Origin of the sequence: Streptomyces racemochromogenes (assembly GCF_039535215.1) — a bacterium.
GTDB lineage: Bacteria > Actinomycetota > Actinomycetes > Streptomycetales > Streptomycetaceae > Streptomyces > Streptomyces racemochromogenes.
In genome coordinates this window covers 3,585,910-3,601,591 of record NZ_BAAAWT010000001.1, presented here as the reverse complement: position 1 = coordinate 3,601,591, position 15,682 = coordinate 3,585,910, and the positions used below count along the sequence as shown (strand labels likewise).

At 73.4% G+C, this 15,682-nt stretch carries 13 protein-coding genes; 5 read left to right on the top strand and 8 right to left on the bottom strand.

The annotated features are described in order from the left end of the window. The first annotated feature begins 3 nt into the window (after nucleotides 1-3). Nucleotides 4-2,259: a hypothetical protein gene (locus ABD973_RS16585; RefSeq protein ID WP_345500601.1), complete on the top strand. Its 2,256-nt coding sequence runs from the start codon at nucleotides 4-6 to the stop codon at nucleotides 2,257-2,259. Nucleotides 2,260-2,300: 41 nt separating this feature from the next. Here the strand turns inward: ABD973_RS16585 and ABD973_RS16580 are convergent, their stop codons facing one another. Continuing rightward, nucleotides 2,301-4,142: an NHL domain-containing thioredoxin family protein gene (locus ABD973_RS16580; RefSeq protein ID WP_345500599.1), complete on the bottom strand. Its 1,842-nt coding sequence runs from the start codon at nucleotides 4,140-4,142 to the stop codon at nucleotides 2,301-2,303. Between the two features lie 74 nt (nucleotides 4,143-4,216). On the opposite strand from ABD973_RS16580, the gene ABD973_RS16575 reads away from it, so the two are divergent. Next, nucleotides 4,217-4,933, top strand: coding sequence for a hypothetical protein (locus tag ABD973_RS16575; protein WP_345500597.1), 717 nt, complete (start codon nucleotides 4,217-4,219; stop codon nucleotides 4,931-4,933). A gap of 153 nt (nucleotides 4,934-5,086) precedes the next feature. Here ABD973_RS16575 and ABD973_RS16570 read toward each other — a convergent pair whose 3' ends face one another. After that, a complete protein-coding gene (locus ABD973_RS16570; RefSeq protein ID WP_345500595.1) occupies nucleotides 5,087-5,911 on the bottom strand; it encodes an ATP-grasp domain-containing protein in 825 nt (274 codons plus the stop codon). A gap of 32 nt (nucleotides 5,912-5,943) precedes the next feature. Between ABD973_RS16570 and ABD973_RS16565 the strand changes: the two genes are divergently transcribed. Continuing rightward, on the top strand, nucleotides 5,944-6,468 hold the full coding sequence (locus ABD973_RS16565; RefSeq protein WP_345500593.1) for an LURP-one-related/scramblase family protein: 525 nt from the start codon (nucleotides 5,944-5,946) through the stop codon (nucleotides 6,466-6,468). 19 nt (nucleotides 6,469-6,487) lie between these two features. On the opposite strand, the gene ABD973_RS16560 is transcribed toward ABD973_RS16565, so the two are convergent. Next, nucleotides 6,488-7,270: a carbon-nitrogen family hydrolase gene (locus ABD973_RS16560; protein WP_125821677.1), complete on the bottom strand. Its 783-nt coding sequence runs from the start codon at nucleotides 7,268-7,270 to the stop codon at nucleotides 6,488-6,490. Between the two features lie 139 nt (nucleotides 7,271-7,409). Here ABD973_RS16560 and ABD973_RS16555 point away from each other — a divergent pair, with 139 nt between their 5' ends. Beyond that, nucleotides 7,410-8,237: a maleylpyruvate isomerase family mycothiol-dependent enzyme gene (locus ABD973_RS16555; protein ID WP_125821678.1), complete on the top strand. Its 828-nt coding sequence runs from the start codon at nucleotides 7,410-7,412 to the stop codon at nucleotides 8,235-8,237. A 52-nt stretch (nucleotides 8,238-8,289) separates the two neighbouring features. On the opposite strand, the gene ABD973_RS16550 is transcribed toward ABD973_RS16555, so the two are convergent. Beyond that, complete coding sequence (locus ABD973_RS16550; RefSeq protein ID WP_125821679.1) at nucleotides 8,290-9,591, bottom strand: MFS transporter; 1,302 nt, start codon at nucleotides 9,589-9,591, stop codon at nucleotides 8,290-8,292. Further along, the gene (locus ABD973_RS16545; protein ID WP_125821680.1) at nucleotides 9,588-10,256 is read right to left on the bottom strand and encodes a GntR family transcriptional regulator; all 669 of its coding nucleotides are present in this window, start codon (nucleotides 10,254-10,256) and stop codon (nucleotides 9,588-9,590) included. The genes ABD973_RS16550 and ABD973_RS16545 overlap by 4 nt, the downstream gene beginning before the upstream one ends. 144 nt (nucleotides 10,257-10,400) lie before the next feature. Here ABD973_RS16545 and ABD973_RS16540 point away from each other — a divergent pair, with 144 nt between their 5' ends. Further along, nucleotides 10,401-11,576: a DUF418 domain-containing protein gene (locus ABD973_RS16540; RefSeq protein WP_345500588.1), complete on the top strand. Its 1,176-nt coding sequence runs from the start codon at nucleotides 10,401-10,403 to the stop codon at nucleotides 11,574-11,576. On the opposite strand, the gene ABD973_RS16535 is transcribed toward ABD973_RS16540, so the two are convergent. From ABD973_RS16535 to ABD973_RS16525, 3 genes are all read right to left on the bottom strand, one after another. After that, nucleotides 11,560-11,871 (bottom strand): protease inhibitor I42 family protein, encoded by a 312-nt coding sequence (locus ABD973_RS16535; protein ID WP_125595463.1) that lies wholly within the window; start codon nucleotides 11,869-11,871, stop codon nucleotides 11,560-11,562. The two genes, ABD973_RS16540 and ABD973_RS16535, sit on opposite strands and share 17 nt — an antisense overlap. Before the next feature lie 30 nt (nucleotides 11,872-11,901). Next, the gene (locus ABD973_RS16530; protein WP_125821682.1) at nucleotides 11,902-13,785 is read right to left on the bottom strand and encodes a C1 family peptidase; all 1,884 of its coding nucleotides are present in this window, start codon (nucleotides 13,783-13,785) and stop codon (nucleotides 11,902-11,904) included. A gap of 526 nt (nucleotides 13,786-14,311) precedes the next feature. Further along, nucleotides 14,312-15,517, bottom strand: a complete 1,206-nt coding sequence (locus ABD973_RS16525) for an FAD-dependent monooxygenase (RefSeq protein ID WP_125821683.1) — start codon at nucleotides 15,515-15,517, stop codon at nucleotides 14,312-14,314. Nucleotides 15,518-15,682: the final 165 nt, after the last annotated feature.

The following is a 15,682-nucleotide window of genomic DNA, read 5'->3' as shown; positions in this document are numbered from 1 at the left end:
CCCATGTCCCTGCAGACGCCCACGACCCTGACGGTCCGCTGGGGATCCGACGACGTCCTCGTCTCGAACATCGAGCACGCCCTGCCCGCCCCCGGTGAGGAATCCGACCGCGCCGACATAGTCCAGACGGGCCTGGCCAACCGCACGGCCCTTCTGCCCGAAGGCGCCTGGAAGGCACTGGCACAGGCCACGACCGCCCCCGACGGCGTCGTGGTACAGCTGCGCACCACCGACCAGAAGAGTGGTGGTCTCCTGATGGAGGAGAACGTCGACGGGGCGACGCTGCGGTCTCTCGTCACCCGGGTCCACCTGAGCGAACTCTTCCCGGGCATCCAGCCCCGCACGGGCATGGAGGTGATGGAGATCCCGGACCCGCAGGTCCAGGGCATCACCCAGGGCGACCGTCCGTGCTCGATTGTCAGGTACCTCTACCGGGACCTCGAACACCTGAAGAACCACGTCTGGCAGACGATCCACGGCACCCTGTCGCTCAACAGCTACGCCCCGTCGATCCTCGCCCGCAAAGTCACCCGTAACCTGATCACGCACCCGGTCGAGATCGCGTTCGAGGACGGCACGGAGTCCTTCCACGGCGTGGTCGTCCGGGACGGAATCACCCGGCTGGCCAGCGCCTGGTCGGTCTTGGCCGGCCCTTCCTCCGACCCTGCCGAAGCAGCCACGGTGGCGGTGGACGCCCTCTTCGGGAAGGTGTCCGCGACCCCGCCCGGGGGCCTCCCCCTCGGGCAGCGCTTGGCCACCGTGCGCGAACGGTGGCGCCTCGGTCTGCGTGAGGAGTTCGGCCGTGAGTTGGCACAGGCGGAGCCCGGGATCCGGGCGGCCCAGATCGCCCAGACCTCTGTCCTGCCTGCCCAGATCGCGGTGGGGGTGGACGCCCACGCGGGCCGGTTGCTGGCGGCCGAGGACATTTTCGACGATGCCATCCGGTCGGTACTCGCTTCGGTGCACGTCGAGTTCAAGCAGTGGGACATGGCCGCCCAGAACATGGAGGTCGCAACCCGCGCGCTGAAGCGAGTGATCCAGCAGGGCAATGCCCGAGTCGCGCCGAGCGATCTCCAGACCATTTACGGGCTCGCCGTCGGACGCATGCCGCTCTCGGAGATCCCTGAGGTCTTTCCCGGCAACCCGCCCGGCACCGCGCTGTGGCGCAGCATCTACCTGGTGCACGCCCTTACCCGGCCCGAACTGCTGGAGTTGCTGAAGGACCAGGCCAAGACGATCAAGGGTGGCAAGCGAATGGGGCTGAAGGGGTTCGCCGAACTCCTCGGCCCGCTGATCGACGTGCCCTGGCGCAGCCACAAGAAGCTCGTCACCACGCAGGCGCGCAATGCCTGGAACAACGGAGGTGTTCTCACCGGCGACGTGACCAGGGAATGGGAACCCGTCCCGACGGAGGACTTCACGACTCTCGTGGGTCCCGCCCTCGCCGGTGACAGAAACGCGCGCTGCACCCTGGCCGTCGCCGGGGGCATTGCGCTCATCGCAGACAAGCTGCTGACCCGGAACGTCGGTTCGGCGTTGATGGCTGCCAAGGAGAAGGGAGGTGTCCCCTTCCGGGCCGACGTCAACCAGATCGTGGAGGACCTGTCCCAGCAGAACAACGAACTCGGGCTGTGGACCCTCGCCCTGGCGGCGAACCGGTTCCGGAGCGACGCGCTGCCCACCAACGCGGTGACCCTGCGCCAACTGGTCCAGAAGGAGAGGTCCGCGGCCGGAGCCGGACCCTCCTACATCCACTTCAGGACCGACCTCGCACAGCCCGACAAGATCGCCCTGGACGCTGACGGAGTGCCGGAGCCCCTCCTCCAGTGGGACGTGGTCTGGGCCTCCAACCCGGAACGCGCCCGTAAGGCCCACCCCGACCCCTCGGACACGGTGCAGGAGGACGCCGGGAACGAAGGCATCGGGAGCGGCGAGCAGGACACGAGCGAATCTGCGCCCGAAACCGGATCACCGGACGGCGAAGACGCGGACGCCGACGCGTACACGGACGCGGATACTCGCCCGGCCAGCCAGAAGGCCGCGGAGCAGCGGCAGGTGCTGCGGCAGGGCGTGTCCCTGGCCCGTGACGCCCTCGACCGGCTCCACTTGCTGGAACCCGAGGTCGGTGGCCATACCCCGATCATCCCGCAGGGCGTCCTAGACGATCTCCTCAAGTCGCTGGTGGGCCTGCAGACGGACATTGAGAACCTCCGCCGCAGGAGCGCTCCGGACGAGGAGGCGCAGCAGGAGGACGACTGACCCTGAGGGGCGGGGCCGGGCCCCGGTCCCGCCCCCGTCCGCTATTGGGCGTCCATGCCCGCCAGGACCAGCGGCAGGCGTGCGGCGCCGGCGGCCGTGACGACGACCGGGACGCCCCAGTCCTGCTGGTGGACGTGGCAGGCCGGGTACTCGTTGGCCGGGTCGTCGTCGCAGGACGCGGCCATCGCCGAGACGTGCAGCACCCCTTCGGTGACGGCCGGGTTCAGCACCAGGTCCCGGAACAGGTCCGTGCCGGCCCCCTCGCCCTCCGCCAGCAGCTCCGGCGGGGTCGAGGAGACCAACAGCCGGGTGGACGGCCCGTAGCGGGTGTCCAGCTTCTGGCCGGCCGGGGCCTGGAAGACCACGTCCAGGCGCAGCGTGCCGGGGGCCACCTCGGTGGCCGCCCGCTGGGTGCGGTGGGCGACCGCGTCCACGCGTACGGCCTCCTCCGGAAGGCGCAGCCGGGTCAGCCGGTGCCGGGCGGACTCCACCACCACGATGTCCTCGCCGGCCAGCACGGCGGCGCTGGGCTCGCGCAGGTCGGTGGCGAGGGTGGAGACCTGGCCGGTGGCCGGGTCGTAGCGCCGCAGGGCGTGGTTGTACGTGTCGCAGACCGCGACCGAGCCGTCCGGCAGCGCGGTCACCCCGAGCGGGTGCTGGAGCAGCGCCTGGGCGGCGTCGCCGTCCCGGTGCCCGAAGTCGAACAGGCCGGTCCCGACGGCGGAGCGGATCACGTAGCCGTCCTCGGCGGGCTCCACCCACCGCAGGGCGCTGGTCTCGGAGTCCGCGACCCAAAGCCGGTCCCCGGCGGCCGCGAGCCCCGACGGCTGCGCGAACCAGGCCTCGGCGGCCGGCCCGTCCACGAGCCCCTCGTTCGTCGTCCCGGCGGCGACGCCGACGGTGCCCGACTCCGGGTCCCAGGTCCACAGCTGGTGCACGCCGGCCATGGCGATCCACACCCGGCCCTGCCACCAGGCGACGTCCCACGGCGAGGACAGGTCCACCTCCAGCGCCGGCCCGGAGGTCGGGGACCCCTGCCACCACTGCCGCCCGGTCCCGGCGACGGTCTCGACGGCGCCCGTCCGCGGGTCGAGGACCCGCAGCGCGTGGTTGACGGTGTCGGCCACCACGACCCGCCCGTCGGGCAGCAGCGCCAGCCCCTGCGGCTCGCTGAAGGCGTCCGGCCCGAAGCCGCGCTCCCCGCTGCCGATCCGGCGTACGACGGTCTCCCCGTCGGCCTCCAGCTCCACCAGCTGGTGCCGCGTGGAATCGCTCACCAGCAGGTTCCCGGAGGGCAGCACGACCGCCTTCCCGGGGAAGCGCAGGTCGGTGGCGACGGGCTCGGGCGCCACGTAGGGCCCGTCGCCGCGCCGCAGCGTCCCCTTGGCCTCGTGCTCGGCCTCCAGCTCCTCGACCAGCCGCGCGATGGCGTGCGCGTGCCCCTCACCGGCGTGCTGCGCGACGACGTACCCCTCGGGGTCGATCACCACGAGCGTGGGCCAGGCCCGCACGGCGTACTGCTTCCACGTCGCGAGCTCGGGATCGTCGAGCACGGGGTGGTGCACCTCGTACCGCTCGACGGCGTCGACGACGGCGGCGTGCTCGGCCTCGTGGACGAACTTCGGCGAATGCACGCCGATGATCACCACGGTGTCCCGGTGCTTCTCCTCCAGCTCCCGCAGCTCGTCGAGGACGTGCAGGCAGTTGATGCAGCAGAAGGTCCAAAAATCGAGAATGACCACGCGACCGCGCAGGTCAGCGAGGGTGAGCTCTTTCCCACCGGTGTTCAGCCAGCCCCCCTTGCCGATCAGCTCGGGGGCACGGACACGGGCACGGCGGCGGGGCGCAGGCGCGGGGGTGGGCGCCGGGGCAGCATCGTTCATCCTTCAAGCTTGCCATCCTGGTATGAACGTCGGATCACACGTGTACGGCAGGACCTACGACAGGGGACCGCAGGTTGGCTACGGACGAGGACGAGACGACTGCCGGCGAGACGGCGCCGGCGGTTCAGGGGTTCCTGGCGCTGCCGGGGCCGGTGGAGGACCGTAGGGAGGTGTTCGCCGGATGCGTGGCGGAGGTCGTCCGGGTCCTCGGGCTCGATGTCGCTCACGAGCCGCAGCCCGGCGATCCACGGACCTGGGTGAACCAGGCTCGGACGGCGCTGTACAAGGCCTGCCGCCGGAGCCTGATCCTTTCCGAGGAGTCCTTCCAGACGCTGATCAAGGCAGCCGTCTACGACCCCGACCCGAGCTTCAACCGCCATTTCCTCGAGCCGGCGCTGAACGCGTTCGGGCGCAGGCGGGTCCAGGCCTCGCTACTCGGATACCTGCGGGCCGGCACGGACGTCGAGCGGGCGGGCGCGGCGAATGCCTGGTACTGGTCGGCTCTACCCCTGCGCATGCCCACCGTACGGGCGGAACACCCCACAGCCACCGGTCCGGCGGAGCCCGACGACGCCCCGGCCGTGGTGGCCGAGTGGTACGAAACCGCGCTACGCGAGTTCGTGAGCAACGAGCACCTGGACGTCCGGCGCTGCATCCTGCCGGGCCTGCCGCTTGGAAAGTCGGCATATCCGCCGGAGCTGCACGACCTGGTGGACGCGGCCGTGGCGATAGCCCGGTCCCATCCGGACGGGTACATCCGCCACCGCGTGGAACACCAGGTCGGTGACTGAGGCCCTCCCTGGGCGCGCTCGACCGATGCCGGCTGCCGGTACGGGCTCCGGGTCTGTTCCCGTCACGTACTGGTCAACCGCTCCGGCCAACGCCGACGCCCCGACACACGGGTTGCCCGCGCGGCGAGCCACGCAGCTCGACACCAGCAGGCTCTAGGAGGCGCCGGTGAAGGCGCGCAGCGAGTGGGTCAGGGCGTTCACGAAGGATGTGCGGGTGGGTTCCGGGAGGAGGGTCAGGGAGAGGTACGGGTTGAGGTCCTCCAGTTCGACCAGGAGGAGCTCGCCCGAGGGGGCGCGGCAGGCGTCCACGCGCTGGATGCCGTGGTCGAGGGTGTTCCAGTCGACGAAGCGGCGGGCGAAGGCCAGGTCCTCGGCGGTCGGCTCGTACGGGGTGAGCTCCCAGCGGCGGGCCGGGTCCGGGGCGTGCAGGGCGTACTGGAAGGCGTCGTCGACGAAGTAGAAGGACACCTCGTACGCGAAGTCGATCCGCGGCTGGATCAGGATCTCCCCCGCCGGGCCCGACGGGGTGGCGGTGAAGGTGAGGCCGATGGAGTCGGCGCCCTGCTTGGGCTTGACCGCGTACGTGTCGGCGGGCGGCAGCAGGTGCAGGTCGGCCGGGTCGTCCACGGTGGGGATCACCGGGTAGCCGGCGGCGGTGAGGTCGAGGAGGTACTGCTTGCCGGCCATGTCGGCGCGGCCGGTGAGCGGGTTGTAGACGGGGGTCCCGGCGGCGAGGGCGGCGGCGCGGAACTCGTCGTACGCCTGCTGGTATCCCAGGACCGGGCCGCTGTTGCGGACGACGACGGCGTCGAAGCCCGGCATGAGGGCCCGCGCGTCCAGCGGGTGGCACAGGGCCAGGTCGAAGTGCTCGCGCAGGCGGGCGGTGAGGAATATGTCCTCGTCGCAGTAGCGGCGGCCGCGCGCCGGGTAGGCGAGGTCGCTCACGTAGAGGAGGCGGGTGCGGGGCTTCGTGGGCATGGGGCCACGCTATCCCGGGCAACGATCACGGTATGAAATACCTCGTTCGGGACAAAGTGCTGGCCATCGGGGACGACTACTGGATCGAGGACGAGGACGGCCGGCACGCCTTCCTCGTCGACGGGAAGGCGCTCCGCTTCCGCGACACCCTCGAACTGGAGGACCCCGAGGGGCGGGTCCTGCTGACGCTGCGGGAGAAGCTCTTCACCCTGCGGGACGCGATGACCCTGGAGCGGGACGGGGTCCGGCTCGCGGTGATCCGGCGCAAGCGGCTCTCCCTGCTGCGCAACCACTTCCGCGTGACCATGGCCGAGGGCACCGAACTCGACGTCAGCGGGCGGATCCTGGAACGCGAGTTCAAGGTCGAGTACGAGGGCGAGCTGCTCGCGCTGGTCTCCCGCCAGTGGTACCGGATCCGCGAGACGTACGCCGTCGACGTGGTCCGCGAGGACGCGGACGCGGCGCTGCTGGTGGCACTCGCCGTCTGCGTGATCAGAATGGCCGAAAAGGAACGGGAGGACGGGGAGGGCGGGGAGGGCGGGGGCCCCGGCGGGTGAGGACGGAGCCCCCGGACGGCTAGGGACGGCCCAGGGTGCGGTCCTTGAGGGCCGGGAACTGCTCGCGGGTCTCGGCGACCTTCGCGGGATCCAGGTCCACCGTCAGGACGGCCTCGCCGGGGCCCGCCTCCGCGAGGACCTCGCCCCACGGGTCCACCACCAGGCTGTGCCCGGCCTGTTCGACGCCCGCGTGCGTGCCGGCCGTCGCGCAGGCCAGTACGTACGACTGGTCCTCCACCGCCCGCGCCCGGTTCAGCAGCGTCCAGTGTTCGCGCCGCCGGGCCGGCCAGCCCGCGGAGACGACCATGGTGGTGGCGCCGGCGTCGACGAGTCCGCGGAACAGCTCGGGGAAGCGCAGGTCGTAGCAGGTGGCGAGGCCGAGGGTCTGCTCCGGCAGGACCACCGTGGTCAGGGAGTCGCCGGCGGACATCAGCACCGCCTCGCCCTGGTCGAAGCCGAAGCGGTGGATCTTGCGGTAGGTCGCGGCGAGCTCCCCGGACGGGGACAGCACGAGGGCGGTGTTGTAGAGGGAGCCGTCGCCGGCGCGCTCCACGACCGAGCCCGCGTGCAGCCAGACCCCGGCGTCGGAGGCCGCCTTGGACATGATCTCGAAGGTCGGGCCGTCCAGCGGTTCGGCCTCCGTCTCGAACTGCTCGTAGGCGAAGGCGCCCACCGTCCACAGTTCGGGCAGCACGACCAGATCGGAGCCGCTCTGCTCCCTGACGAGTTCGGCGGCACGCTGCCGCCGGGAAGCCACCGACTCCCCGTCGTTCACGGCGATTTGGATCAGAGAGGCGCGCACACTACCACCGTCCTGGCATGTCAGCCGGTCAACTCAAGGCCTACGATCGTCACACGAAAGCGCTGTCGGGGTGCTCATCGGCAGCGTAGTTTTGGGAATAGTCCACAACGCGCCACTGAACAGCCAGCGAGGGGTCCCGTTGACCGTCCATCCCACCCTTGAGCCCTATGCCGACGCGTGGACCCACTCCATCGAGGCGATAACCGAGCTGGTCCTCCCCCTCCCGGAGGCCCAGTGGAACCTGCCGACCCCCTGCCCCGGCTGGTCAGTGCGCGACATCGTCTCCCACCTCATCGGCCTCGAGCTGGAACAGCTCGGCGACCCGCGGCCGATCCACACCCTCCCGCGGGACCTGCGGCACGTGGTGGACGAGTTCACCCGCTACATGGAGGTGCCGGTTGACGTCCGGCGCCACCACACCGCCCCCGAGATGACCTCCGAGCTGGAGTACACCGTCATCCGCCGCCAGCGTCAGCTCCGCAACGAGAAGCGGGATCCGGCCACCACGATGGTGCGCGGGCCGCAGGGCAACCAGATCACGCTGGAGTTCGCGCTGCGGCTGCGCGCCTTCGACACCTGGATCCACGAGCAGGACCTGCGGGCGGCCCTGGGCGTTCCGGGGAACTGGGACTCGCCGGGCGCGTTCGTGGCGCGGGACATGCTCCTCGGCGGGCTGCCGAAGGTGGTGGCGAAGGGCGCGGGCGCCCCGCCGAACACGGCCGTGGTCATCGACGTGCACGGACCGGTGGAGTTCCTGCGCACGGTACGGGTGGACGCGGCGGGCCGGGCCACCCTCGACAAGACGCCCTCGCTGGGCCCGGACGTGTCGCTGGCCATGGACTGGGAGACGTACGTACGGCTGGCCGCGGGCCGGGTCCGGCCGCGCACGGTCGCCGACCGGGTCAAGGTGGAGGGCGACGCCGAGCTGGCCGCCGCCATCCTCGGCGCGTTCGCCGTGACGCCGTAGCGCCGCCGGCCCGGGGCCGGCCGACGCACCGGCCGACCGGCCGCCCGGCCGGTCAGCGGGGCGCGGGACGTGCGGCCTGCCGGGGGCCGCTCCCGGCGGCCGCGGTGGCGGGGAGCGCCTCGCGTTCGCGGGCCAGGGCGCGGGGCGCCAGCCGCAGGACCTGGGTCAGGCCCAGCAGTTCCACCACGAACACCGACGAGAAGGCGGTCCGGTAGTCGTCCCCGGTGGCGTCGAGCAGGACGCCGACCGCCAGCAGGGTGGTCATGGAGGCGAGGAAGCCGCCCATGTTGGTGATGCCGGACGCGGTGCCCTGCCGTTCGGCCGGGTTCGCGGGCCGGGCGAAGTCGAAGCCGATCATCGAGGCGGGCCCGCAGGTGCCGAGCACCACGCACAGCGTGACCAGCAGCCACATCGGGGCCCGCCCGCCCGGGTACGCCAGGACGGAGGCCCACAGCAGCGCGGTGACGCCGACCGTGCCCAGCGCGAGCGGCAGCCGGGCGCCCGGGCGGCGGCCGATGAGCTGCCCGTAGACCAGGCCGAAGCCCATGTTCGCGGCGACCACCAGGGTGAGCAGCCCGCCCGCGGTGGTCCGCGGCAGCCCCTGCGCCTCGACCAGGAACGGCATGCCCCACAGCAGCAGGAAGACCATCGCGGGGAACTGGGTGGTGAAGTGCACCCACAGGCCGAGCCGGGTGCCGGGCTCGTGCCAGGAGTCCCGGATCTGACGGCGTACGAAGCCCCCCGCGCCCCGCGGCACGGGTGGCGGCTCGTGCCCCTCGGGGTGGTCGCGCAGGAACAGCACGAGCGGGACGAGGACGATCAGCCCCGCGACCGCGCTGCCCGCGAAGGCCGGCACCCAGCCCAGGCCGTGCAGGACGGGCGCCAGCACCAGGGTGGAGACCAGGTTGCCCGCCATCCCCACGAGCCCGGCCAGCTGCGCCATCAGCGGTCCGCGCCGGGCGGGGAACCAGCGGGTGCCGAGCCGGAGCACGGATATGAAGGTCATCGCGTCGCCGCAGCCCAGCAGGGCGCGGGCGGCCAGCGCCATGCCGTACGAGGGGGAGAGGGCGAAGCCGACCTGCCCGGCGGTGAAGAGGACGGCGCCCAGCGTGAGCACCTTCTTGGTGCCGAGCCGGTCGACCATCAGGCCGACGGGGACCTGCATGCCGGCGTAGACCAGCAGCTGGAGCAGGGAGAAGACGGACAGGGCGGAGGCGTTGACGTGGAAGCGGTCCGCCGCCTCCAGGCCGGCGACGCCCAGGCTGGTGCGGAAGATGACGGCGACGAAGTAGACGGCGACGCCGATGCACCAGACGGCGACGGCTCCCCGTCCGCCGGGCGGCTCGGCGTTCACCGGACCTCACCGCCGCCCCGCACCAGGGCGCCGACCCGGCCCACGTGGCCGCGTACGGCGGCGGCGGCCGCCTCCGCGTCCCCGGCGCGCAGGGCGTCCAGGATCTCGGCGTGCTCGTCGAGGGTGCGCTCCACCCGGTCGGGGTGGGCGTGCAGCAGGGCCGCGCCCATCCGCAGCTGCCGGTCGCGGAGCTGGTCGTAGAGCCGGCTGAGGATCTGGTTCCCGGCGTGGCGGACGATCTCGGCGTGGAAGCACCGGTCGGCGGTGGTCATCGCGGCGAGGTCGCCCCGGTCCGCGTACAGCCGCAGTTCCGCCAGCAGCTCCGCGAGCCGCTCCAGCAGGGCGGGCGGGGCCGGTACGGCCCTGCGTACGGTGAACTCCTCGACCAGCAGCCGGGTTTCGACCACGTCGGCGATCTCCTGGGCGGAGACCGGCAGCACCAGCGCGCCCTTCTTCGGGTAGAGCCGCAGCAGGCCCTCGGTCTCCAGCCGCAGGAGGGCCTCGCGGACGGGGGTGCGGGAGACCCCGACGTCCCCGGCGAGCTCGCCCTCGGTGAGCAGGGTCCCGCCCTCGTAGCGGCGGTCCAGTACGCCCTGCTTGACGTGGTGGTAGACGCGTTCGGCGGCGGTGGCGGCGCGGGTGGCCGGGGGAGTGGCTGGCGGCATGCGCACAGGATAGATACATGAGGGATGCACCGATCAGGCCGTCCGCGATGTGGACGCCGGGGGCCGGGACTGCATCGAAGGGTGTAGTCCGCGTTCCTCCACCGGCAGGAAGAAGCCGGCGGTGCGCCCCGGGACGCTGGAGTCATGGCCGACACCCTCGTCACACCCCGGGCGGACACGACCGCGTCCCGGCTTCCCCTGCTCGACGTCCTGCGCGGCGCCGCCATCCTCGGCACGCTCATGACCAACGTCTGGATCTTCGCCTCGCCCGGCTCCGAGTGGAGCGTCCTGCAGGGCGGCCTGAGCCTGCCGGACCCGGTCGCCGACCCGTCCGCCGCGACCATCGCCGAGACGGCCTTCCGCTTCCTGGCCGACGGCAAGTTCCTCTCGCTGCTGACGATCCTGTTCGGCGTGGGCCTGGCCATCCAGTACGACTCCGCCGCCCGCCGGGGCGATCCCTGGCCCGGCCGCTACCCGCGGCGGGCCGCGTTCCTCTTCCTGGAGGGGACCGTCCACTTCGTCCTGGTCTTCGCCTGGGACGTGCTCATGGGGTACGCCGTCACCGCGCTGCTGGTGGCCTGGCTGCTGGCCCGCTCCGAGCGGGTGCGGCGGGTCGCGATGTGGGTCGCGGCCGGCGTCCACCTGACCCTGGTCGGCCTGGTGACCCTTGCCGACGCCGTCACCCCCGACTCCCCCAAGACGGTCGACCCCGAGGCCGTACGGCTCTACGCGGACGGCGGCTGGGCCGAGCAGATCGGCTTCCGGCTCGACAACGCCCTGGCCCTGCGCATCGAGCCGGTCTTCACCTTCGGGCTGCTGGTGTTCCTCTTCCTCCTCGGCGTCCGCCTCCACCGCGCCGGCGCCTTCGGCCCGACCGCCGCCGGGCGCCGGATCCGCGTCCGGATGGCCGGCTGGGGGCTGGGCCTGGGACTGCCCCTGGGCATCGCCGCCGAGCTGGGCGGCCCCGACTTCTTCGTCCTGGGCCGGTACGGCATCGCCCCGCTCGTCGCCGTCGGCTACATCGGCCTCATCGGGTGGGCCCTCGACCGGTTCGCCGTCCCCGGCGCGGCGGCGCTCGGCTCCGTCGGGCGCACCGCCCTGTCCTGCTACGTCGGCCAGAACCTGCTGTGCGTACTGCTCTGCTACGGCCTCGGGCTCGGGCTGGCCGCCCGGTTCGAGGGCAGCGGGCCGTGGTGGGTGATGGGCCTGTGGGCGGCGGTGGGCCTGGCCCTGGCCGCCGGGTCCCGGCTGTGGCTGCGGTACTTCGAACGGGGCCCGCTGGAGGCCTTCCAGCACTGGGCGCTCAAGCCCCGCCGGTGACCTCCACGTCCAGGACGAACTCGTCGTACGGGGCCTCCTCGGGGTAGGGCGGCCGGACCTGCGCGAAGCGGATCCGGGCCCGCCCGCCGGGGCGGCGGCCGCGCACCACGTACGTCCGGGCCAGCGGCGCGCCGGGCTCCGCCCGCGGGGGAGCGGAGCCCGGCGCCTCCGCCACGGCGACGGCGTCGGTGTCCCCGCTGACCTGCCAGGTCCACACGTACCCGCGCGCCCCGCGCCCGGTGAGCCGCAGCTCGTACGACTCCCCGGCGCGCAGCGCGATCCCGCGCACCTCCACCGGCCGCCTCCCTCGTGGTCCGCGCCCGGTTCACGCCGGGCCGATCACCGCCCCCTCGTGCCAGCCCGCGCCGTCGCGCCAGTAGTGCTGGAGCAGCCGGTCGGTGCGCAGGACGAGGACTTCCAGGTTGAACCCGAAACTGCCCTGGAGCATCCCGGTGACGGCGACCGCGTCGTGCCCGAAGACCGCGCCGCGGGCCCAGGGCGCACCGGCCGCGTTCCCCCGCCACCAGTGCTCGATCCGGCCGTCGGCGACCGCCACGCACAGCTCGTAGTTCCCGGCGGTGTCCTCGTCGGCGGCCCCGTACTGGCCCTCGATCAGGCAGGGTGCGGAGCTGGCGCGGCCGCCGAAGACCTCCCCGGCCCGCCAGACGAAGCCGTTCGGGTCGTCGCGCCACCACAGCTGCATCCGGCCGTCGGTGCGGGCCGCGACCAGGTCGAGGGTGCGGGAGCGGGTCTGGACGAGGGCGGGGCCGTAGTGGGCGATGCCGGAGGCGAAGCGGCCGCCGTCGTTCCAGGTCCAGGGGGCGCCGTTGATCCGCCACCAGTGGTTGAGGCGGCCGTCGGCGGTGCGGACGACCACCTCGAAGTTGCCGGGCTTGCCGTAGTCGCTCTGGATGAAGGCCGGGGTCGAGCCGACGGCCGCGTCGCCCGGGCCGAAGGCGCCGCCGTCGCGCCAGACGCCGAAGGCCTGCTCGTAGTACCAGTGCCGCAGCCGGCCGCCCGTGGTGACGTGCAGGGACTCCATGTTCCGGTTGTAGGTGGTGCCGGTGAACGCGGGCTGGCCCGAGGCGTCGGAGGCGTAGGTCCGGCCCCGGGCCCAGGCGAAGGGGGCGTCCCCCTCGCGCCACCAGTGCTGGAGCCTGCCGCCGCCGGCGGTCGCCGCCATCTCGAAGTTGCGGTGGGCGCGGCCGTTGCCGCTCTCGTAGGTGCTGCCCGCGTGCAGGCGGCGCTTGCTCCAGGGGTCGGGGTTGGTGCCGCGCAGCCCGCACTTGGCCCAGTAGTCGATGTTGACCTCGCCGTAGGCGATGCGGCCGTAGCCGCCGACGTGGTAGCCGGGCCCCCAGGAGTTCTTGAACAGCCAGCAGCCGGCCGCGTCGTCGTAGCCGACGACCAGCACGCAGTGCCCGCCGGCCAGCCGGTCGCTGGTGCGGTGGTACACCCCCGCCCCCAGCCCGAAGAAGTCGTCGTAGACGTCGAAGCAGGCGGTCAGCGGCCCGACCGTGTCCAGCCACACCTTCTGCTGCTCGACGTCGCCGAGGCGTACGTAGTCGCCGATGCGGACGGTCCGGCCCGAGCGGTCCCAGCTGGGCGTGTACTCGGCGCGCCAGGCGTCGCGCCGCTCGGCCGGCAGGCCGGGGGGCGGGGTGCTGTAGGGCCAGCAGTCGGGGTCGGCGAGGCCGCCGTTGTCCTTGATCCAGTCGAGGGCCGTCTCCGGGTTGCTCCCCTGCCCGCAGGTGGACTTCAGCCCGTCGTGGACGTCGCCCTCGGAGCGTTCGGCCCATACGTCGTGCTCGATGCGGGCCATCGACTCGACGAGCCCGGCCGCGCCGAAGGCCCAGCAGGAACCGCAGGGGTTCTGGTCCTTGACCTTCGTCAGCCAGGGCCAGCCCCAGCGGCTGCGCCAGTCGACGGCCGCGGGCCGCCCCGGGGCCGTGCCGCTCCCGGCCAGCAGGCCGTTGGCGGCGCGCCGCCGGGTCAGGTGCGGGTTGCCGCTCGCCCGCCCCACGAGCGCCCGCAGGTCCACGGAGCCCGCCTCGGCGGCGGGCGTCAGGTTCACCCCCGGCTCCAGCCCGAGGGCGGGCCTCGGCACCGGCTCCTCGTCCGCCAGGTGCTCGCTGACGCTCCAGCGCGCCCCGCACTCCACGAGCTGCGCCCGCAGCTCCCCCACCGTCTGGACAGACTCCTCCGGCATCCCCGGCCCCCCAGCTGCAACCCTCGGTCGTGAGCCCGGGGAGCGTCTCCCCGGGCTCGCCGCCCGTCAAGGGAGCCCGCACGGTCGCGCGGTGGCACGGGGGGGTCGTACGTCTCCGGCTCCCGCGGGGGCCGGGGCGCCGCTGCGCGGGGCCGTCCCCTACCCGCCCTTCAACCGTTCTCGCCCTCAGTCGCCGGGCGCGGCTCAAAGACCCGGGGCTCCGCCCCGGACCCCGTTGCGCTCAAACGCCGCGCGGGCTGGATTTCGCGCAGCGAAATTCCAGCCCCGCCGGCGTTTGAGGCGCGGGGGTCTGGGGGCGGAGCCCCCAGGAGGGGTCCGGGCGCAGCCCGGGGAACGGGCGAAGGGCGGGGCGGGGAGCAGCCCGCGCAGCGGCAAACCCGCCCGCACCCGGCACCACCACCCGGCAGGGCCCCGGCACCACCGCCCGGCAGGGCACCGGCACCCGCCACCCGCCCGGCCAGGGCACCGGCAGCGGCGGCCGAACCGCACAACCGCCCGGCCAGGGCTACCGCGTCATCGACTGCCCCCCGATCCCGGCGGCACCCCCCAACTGCCCCCGCCACCACGCCTCGGCCTCGGCGCCGCTCATCCGCCCCCACTGCGGGGTCCGTTCCACCTGCGCCCGCCCCAGCCGCCGCGCCAGCGCGACCAGTTCCCGCCCGGCCGCGCCCCTGGCCGCCTGGTAGTCCCGCAGCAGTTCCTCCCACGTGGCCGCCCCGGCCCACGCGGCCCCGAAGGCGGTGGCGTCCTGGAGCGCCTTCGCGGCGCCGCTCGTGTTGTGCGGGCGGACCACGGTGGCGGCGTCACCGGCGAGGAGGAGCCGGCCGGCGGTGGTGCTCGCGGTCTCCAGGTCGTAGATGGGCTGTACGAAGGTGTCCGCCGGCGCGGTGAGGCCCAGCGCCCGGCCCCAGTACGGCGGGAACTCCCGCTCCAGCAACGCCCGCAGGTGTTCCAGCAGTTCGGGGGTCAGCGCGCCCGGCGGGAAGCTCGTGGGGTCGTCGAAGCGCAGCCGCCCGTCCGGCGGGGGCGGCGCGTACAGCACCCAGTTGACGCGCGGCCCGTCCGGCCCGGGGATCCGGTAGATCACGCAGCTCCCGCCGGGGAAGCACACGGTGGTCACGGCCTCGGGGTACGCGTCGGCCCCCTCCAGCAGCCCCGCGTCGAAGTTCCCCCGCCAGCACACGTACCCGGCGTAGTGCGGCCGCGCCCCCGGCGCCACCGCCTCCCGCACCACCGACCGGTACCCGTCCGCGCCGACCGCCAGGTCGTACCGCTCGACGGAGCCGTCCCCGAGCCGCACCTCGGCCCCGCCCCCGTCCCCGGCGACCCCGGCGACGGCCACGCCCTGCCGGTACACGACCTCCTGCGGCATGGCCTCGCGCAGCCCGCGCCACAGCAGCCCCCAGTGGTAGGAGTGGAACGGGAAGGGCTGCTCCCAGATCATCCGCCCGCCCGGCCCGGCCCCGCCGTCCCGCACCACCCACCGCCGGCGCAGCAGCCGGTGCGCGGGGATCCCGCCCGGCAGCGCCCCGGCGGCGGCCAGTTCGGCGGCGCGCTCGTCGTGCACGCACAGCCCGACCCCGCGGTCCGCGAGCCGCCCGCGCGTGCGCTCCAGTACGACCACCCCGTCGGCCCCGGCCCGCACCGCGGCGGAGGCGAACGCGCACCCCGCGATGCTCCCGCCGACCACCGCTACCGTTCCGCCGCGCATAACCGCCCCCTGCCGAAGCCGAGTTGCCCTGGGACGCCCACCGTACTGGGCGGCACCGCCCGCGGGCGGGCGTTAGCAACGCGTGAGCCGAACGTCAGCGGCGCCGACCAGCATGAAGCCGGTCACCGCAGGTCAACCGGCCTCCGCGGCGGCACTCCGATCGAT